Below are 5,651 nucleotides of genomic sequence, written 5' to 3' on the forward strand. Positions count from 1 at the left end.
CCGACAAGCCCGCTCGCCACAGGCAAAAAAAAGGCCGCACCCTGCCAAGGAGACGGCCAAAAAATTGTCGAGGCTTTTGACACTAACGCGCAGTAATCACCGACAGCTTGGTAATCCCCGCTCGCTCAATCGACGCCATGGCCCGAGCCACTTCGCCATAATTCACACCATCGTCAGCCTGCAGTTGTACCCGCACCTCAGGGTCCTTCGCCTTGGCGGCCTGCAGGTTGAACTCCAGCAGGTCCGGCTGGATTTCATCCTTGTTGATAAACACCTTGCCGGCACCGTCGATGCTCACCACCAGCGGGTCTTTCTGCTCCACCGGGGCCACGGCCTCGGTCTTGGGCAGGTTGATCGGAATCGCGTTGGTCAACAGCGGGGCGGTGACGATAAACACCACCAGCAGTACCAGCATCACGTCCACCAGGGGCGTGACGTTGATCTCACTGAGTACCTCGTCGCTGTCTTGGGTAGAGAAGGCCATATCAGGACGCCTCCTTCACTTTTTGCGCGCTGCCCTGGGCGGCGTTTTTATGCAGCGCCGGGTGGACCAGCACGCGGAACGAGTTTTTCTGCGCCAGGCTGTAGAAGTCATGGGCGAAGTCGTCCAGGTCGGCAGCCGTGAGCTTCAGGCGACGCAGGAAGTAGTTGTAGACCAGCACCGCCGGCACGGCGACGGCGATCCCCACACCGGTCGCGACCAGCGCCGCGCCGATCGGGCCGGCCACGGTTTCCAGGCTGGCGGAACCGGCAGCGCTGATCCCTTTCAACGCTTCCATGATCCCCCACACGGTGCCGAACAGGCCGATAAAGGGCGAGGTGCTGCCGATACTCGCGACCACAGCCAGGCCGGTTTCCAGGGAGCGCCGTTCACGCACGATCTGCTGGCGCAGGGCACGTTCGAGGCGATCCTGATGGTTGATCGCCTGGCTCAGGTCAGCGGCGTGCGGCGCATCACCCACCTGGATCGCGGCGTAGCCAGCCTGGGCCACACGGGCGGCGGCGCCGGGATGGGTTTCGCTCAGCTCGGCGGCCGAATCCAGGCTCGACGCCGCCCAGAACTGTTTGTGGAACTTGCGATCCTGGGCCTTGAGGCGGGCGAACTGCACGCCCTTGAGCAGAGCCAGGCCCCAGGTGGCGACGGAAAAAACCACCAGCAGCCAGATCACCGCGCTTTCGATGGATTCAAGTGGAGATGCCAGTAACGTCATGATGTGTACCTCGGTGTAAGCGATAGGGTGTCGAGCAAAGGCTCAATGAATCTTGAAATCGATGGGCACACTGACCCAGCCATCCTGTGCCACGTCGCCCTGCTTGGCGGGCACGAAGCTCCAGCGCTTCACGGCGCTGAGTGCGGCGTCGTCGAGTTGCTGGCGACCGCTGCTCTTCTGCACCTGGATTTCACCGGGCTTGCCACTGGCCAATACATGCACCCGCAACAACACAGTGCCTTCCCAGCCACGGCGCTGGGCCAGTGATGGGTACTCGGGCGCCGGGTTCTTCAGGTACGCGGCGTTGGCCGAAGCAGGTGTTACCGGTGCCGGCGCAGGCGGGGCCGGCGTGGGCGCCGGTGGTGCCGGCTGGGGTGGCGCGGGCGGTTGTTCGACGGCTTTTGGCGCAGGCTTGGGTTCGGGCTTGGGCACCGGTTTGGGCTTTGGTTTGGGGATCGGCTTGGGTGGCGCCGGCTTGGCCGCCAACTCATCCACCACAGGCGGCGGTGGTTCCACGACCGGCGGCGGTGGCGGCGGCGGTACAGGCGGCGGCGGTTCCACCACCGGTGGCGCCGGCTGGGAAAACTCGATGGTCATTGGTGGAATTTCCGGCGGCACAATCGGCAGCACCGGCACCGGTTTCTGGCTGACCCAATAGATCACCGCGCCATGCAGCGCCAGTGCCAACAGGCCCAATAAAATGCCTTCACGGCGGCTCAAGATCCCCTTGGGGGTTTTCTGCAACCGCAACTGCCCCAAGGGCGCGCGGTGCGGCCGGCCAAGGTCGACCAACTCACCACTCGGTGCCTGGCGCCACAGCGCCTCATGTGCACTGGCGGCGGTCTGGACATTGCCCATTGATTCACTCCCTGCTGTCTTCAGCGAAAAAACCGACGGGCCTGCGGGGGCGACCGTCGAGAGCTGAATCATCGGGGGCAGACGCTTATCTCTTAAAGTAATCTTTAAAGTTATACATAGACCGAACAGGAATATGAAAACTCAGCCAATCCAGCAAAGCCACGCCCCACGCGGCCTGGCGGCGAGGGGCAAAATCATGATGCTTTGCCGGCATGCAAAATATTCCTCAAAGGCATGGCTCAGCGCGGGTTGGCCTCGCATAAATCCCACAATTGACGCTGCAGGCTCTGGCCCGCCGCCCCCATCCCACTGCGCCCATACAGCGCCAGCCGCACGCCCTGCACCGCAGGTAGACCACTGTCGGCGCCGAGCACCACGTGCCCGGTCTGCACCACCCGCTCCGGCAACAGGCTGATACCCAACCCCGCCGCCACCGCAGAACACACACTGGCCAGGCTCGCGCTGGAATAGCCAATGCGCCAGCGCCAGCCACCCACCTCCAGGTGCTGGAGCATTTCATTGCGGTACAGGCCGCCCACCGGGAACGCCACCAGGGGCAATGGGTCACGGCCCAGGGCCGGCATGCGGCGGCTGTCGACCCAGCACAACGGCTCCGGCCAGGAGGCCAGGCAGTCATCGCTGTCGCCCATCTGCTTGACCAGCAACACATCGAATTCGCCGCCGCGATACTGGCGCAGCAGCGCCGGCCCCAGGCCGCTGGTGACCTCCAGGCGCACCCGTGGATAGGCCACGACAAACGCCGAAAGCAATGGCATCAAGCGCTCGGCGGCGAAGTCTTCGGGCACGCCCAGGCGTAGCACGCCATCGCTCTGCTGGTTGATCAGCACATCGGCGGCTTCTTCGTTCAGCGCCAGGATGCGCCGCGCATAGGCCAGCAGGCGCTCACCCTCGACCGTCGCCACCACCCGGCGCTGATCGCGGTCAAGCAAGCGGCAGCCGACGCTGTCTTCCAGGCGGCGCAATTGCTGGCTGACGGTGGATTGGGTGAGGTGCAGGCGTTCGGCGGCGCGGGTGAAATTGGCGCAGTCGACGACGGCGATAAAACTGCGCAACAGCACGGGATCGAACATGAACACCACCATCGTGTTTGCCACTGGTTGGCATGGTTATATTTAATTTCAGAATACCCCAGGCGGTGGCCATACTTCCCGTTCATTGCACTGAAACGAGGTTCCCATGGCATGGCCTACTCCTTTCAAAACCGCCGCCCTGGCATTGGGGTTGATGGTGGCAAGTAACAGCATGGCCGCCGATAAAGGTTTGCTCGACGCCGTGCGTGCCGGGCAATTGGCGCAGGTCGAGCAACTGCTGGCCAAGGGTGCCGATCTGGATACCCGCGCCATCGATGGCAGCACGCCGCTGTTGCTGGCCACCCAGGCCAATCGCGTCGATATCGCCCGCGCCCTGATCGAGGCCGGGGCCGATGTGAACCGCAAGAACCTGATGCAAGACAGCCCTTACCTGCTGGCCGGCGCCAGCGGCCACAATCAAATCCTGGCCATGACCCTGGCCCATGGCGCCGACCTCAAGAGCACCAATCGCTACGGCGGCACCGCCCTGATCCCGGCGTGCGAGCGCGGCCACGTGGAAACGGTGCGCCTGCTGATCGACGCCGGCGTCGACGTCAACCACGTCAACCGCCTGGGCTGGACCGGGCTCATGGAGGCCATCGTGCTCTCGGACGGCGGGCCACCGCACCAGCAAATCGTCGCCATGCTGATCGTCGCCGGTGCCGATGTGAATCTGCCCGACCGCGACGGCATCAGCCCCCTGCAACAGGCGCAAAAGCGCGGCCAGGTCGCCATCGCCAAACTGCTGCAAGAAGCAGGTGCCCAATGAGCCCACAACACGATCAAGCCTGGCTGCAACGTGCCGTTGCCCTGGCGCAGGACAACGTGGCCCGGGGCGGGCGGCCGTTTGGCGCCGTGCTGGTCAAGGACGGTGCTGTGCTGGTGGAGGCGGTCAACCAGATCCACCTCGACCAGGACCCCACCGCCCATGCCGAAATGCTCGCCATCCGCCGTGCCAGCCAACAGCTCGGCCCACGCCTTGAAGGCTGTGTGATCTACGCCAGCGGCCAGCCGTGCCCAATGTGCCTGGGCGCCATGTACTTGTGTGGCGTGGCCCGCGTGGTGTTTGCCGCGAGCAATGAAATGGCCGCGCCGTTCGGGCTGTCGACTGCCGCGGTTTACCAGCAGATGAGCCTGCCGCTGACCGCCCAGCAACTGCCCGTCGAGCACCTGCCGATGCCGGCCATGCAAGCCCTTTACCGTCAATGGAAGACCCTGCATGACCCTGAATAAATCCCTCGCCGGCTGGGGCCTGCTGGTGGTGCTGGGCCTTAACCTGCGGCCGATCCTCAGCTCCATCAGCCCGTTGCTCGGGGAGATCCGCCTGGCTACCGGCCTGAGTTTCCAGAGCAGTGCCTTGCTCACCAGCCTGCCGGTGGTGTGCATGGGGCTGGTGGCGCTGGTGGGCATCCGCGTCGAGGCGCAGTTGGGCGAACGACGCGGGATCGCCCTGGGCTTGATGATGATCCTGCTCGCATGCCTGGCGCGCTGGCTACTGGGCCAGGCACCGGCACTGCTGGCCACGGCGTTGCTGGGCGGGGCCGGTGTGGCGCTGATCCAGGCGCTGGTGCCGGCGATGATCAAGCGCCAGTTCCACCAACGGGTGCCCCTGGCGATGGGAGTGTATTCAGCCTCGTTGATGGGTGGCGGTGGCTTGGCGGCGCTGCTCAGCCCGCTGGTGGCCAGCCATTTCCAGAATTGGCAGGCCGGCCTGGGCATCTGGCTGCTGCCGGCGCTTGGCGCGTTGCTGCTGTGGGCGTGGCTGCCATTGGGCGCGGCGAAAAACCTGCAAGTGGCGCCGCCGCTCCAGGGCCTGCGCAACCGCCGCGCCTGGTTACTGGCACTGTATTTCGGCCTGGTGAACTGCGGGTATATGAGCATGGTGGCGTGGCTGCCGGCGTACTACCAGCAACTGGGTTGGGGCGTGCTGCCCAGCGGCTCGCTGCTGGCGTTCATGACGATTTTCCAGGTGATTGCCGCGCTGTTGATGCCGGCGCTGGCGCAACGCGGTATCGACCGCCGGCCCTTGCTGACCATCAGCCTGCTGGCCCAGACCGTGGGTTATCTCGGCCTGCTGTTGGCACCGCTGCAATACCCACACCTGTGGGTGGCGCTGATCGGCTTCGGCCTGGGGGCGTGCTTTGCCCTGAGCCTGCTGCTGACCCTGGACCACCGCCGTGACCCACGGGAAGCCGGGCAACTGGCGGCATTCGTGCAGGGCGTGGGCTTCTTGATCAATGCCGTATCGCCCTGGATGACCGGCTGGTTGCGCGAACTCACCGGCAGTTTTGTCAGCGCCTGGGCGGTGTTGACCGTGACAGTGATCGCGATGCTGGTGGTCACCCGGGTATTCAGCCCAGCCACTTACCGCAGCACCGCCGCTTGCTGATTGTGTAGGAGCGAGCTTGCTCGCGAAAAACGTCAACGATAACGCGCAGAACCAGGTTAACCGCGTCGTCTGGGGGTTCTTCGCGAGCAAGCTCGCTCCTAC

Annotated in this window: 7 protein-coding genes; 3 read left to right on the top strand and 4 right to left on the bottom strand. The window is 64.6% G+C overall.

What is annotated here, in order from left to right; all coding sequences use genetic code 11:
• Positions 1 to 82 precede the first annotated feature (82 nt).
• The 4 genes from BHC62_RS25120 to BHC62_RS25135 all read right to left on the bottom strand — a co-directional run bounded on the left by BHC62_RS25120 (position 83) and on the right by BHC62_RS25135 (position 3,160).
• Positions 83 to 484, bottom strand: coding sequence for a biopolymer transporter ExbD (locus BHC62_RS25120; protein WP_029299521.1), 402 nt, complete (start codon positions 482 to 484; stop codon positions 83 to 85).
• Position 485: 1 nt separating this feature from the next.
• Entirely contained in the window at positions 486 to 1,211 is a 726-nt protein-coding gene (locus BHC62_RS25125; RefSeq protein WP_029299520.1) for a MotA/TolQ/ExbB proton channel family protein, read from the bottom strand.
• A 42-nt stretch (positions 1,212 to 1,253) separates the two neighbouring features.
• Positions 1,254 to 2,069 (bottom strand): energy transducer TonB, encoded by an 816-nt coding sequence (locus BHC62_RS25130; protein ID WP_029299518.1) that lies wholly within the window; start codon positions 2,067 to 2,069, stop codon positions 1,254 to 1,256.
• A gap of 239 nt (positions 2,070 to 2,308) precedes the next feature.
• Positions 2,309 to 3,160 (bottom strand): LysR family transcriptional regulator, encoded by an 852-nt coding sequence (locus BHC62_RS25135; protein ID WP_070996557.1) that lies wholly within the window; start codon positions 3,158 to 3,160, stop codon positions 2,309 to 2,311.
• Positions 3,161 to 3,314: 154 nt separating this feature from the next.
• Between BHC62_RS25135 and BHC62_RS25140 the strand changes: the two genes are divergently transcribed.
• The 3 genes from BHC62_RS25140 to BHC62_RS25150 are packed head-to-tail and all read left to right on the top strand — an operon-like array spanning position 3,315 to position 5,549.
• A complete protein-coding gene (locus tag BHC62_RS25140) occupies positions 3,315 to 3,929 on the top strand; it encodes an ankyrin repeat domain-containing protein (protein ID WP_256324423.1) in 615 nt (204 codons plus the stop codon).
• A complete protein-coding gene (locus tag BHC62_RS25145; protein ID WP_029299512.1) occupies positions 3,926 to 4,393 on the top strand; it encodes a nucleoside deaminase in 468 nt (155 codons plus the stop codon). The genes BHC62_RS25140 and BHC62_RS25145 overlap by 4 nt, the downstream gene beginning before the upstream one ends.
• On the top strand, positions 4,380 to 5,549 hold the full coding sequence (locus BHC62_RS25150) for a CynX/NimT family MFS transporter (RefSeq protein ID WP_070996555.1): 1,170 nt from the start codon (positions 4,380 to 4,382) through the stop codon (positions 5,547 to 5,549). Before BHC62_RS25145 ends, BHC62_RS25150 begins: the two co-directional genes overlap by 14 nt.
• The last annotated feature ends 102 nt before the right edge of the window (positions 5,550 to 5,651 follow it).

This window comes from Pseudomonas sp. 06C 126 (genome assembly GCF_001855215.1).
GTDB classification, from domain to species: Bacteria; Pseudomonadota; Gammaproteobacteria; order Pseudomonadales; family Pseudomonadaceae; genus Aquipseudomonas; species Aquipseudomonas proteolytica.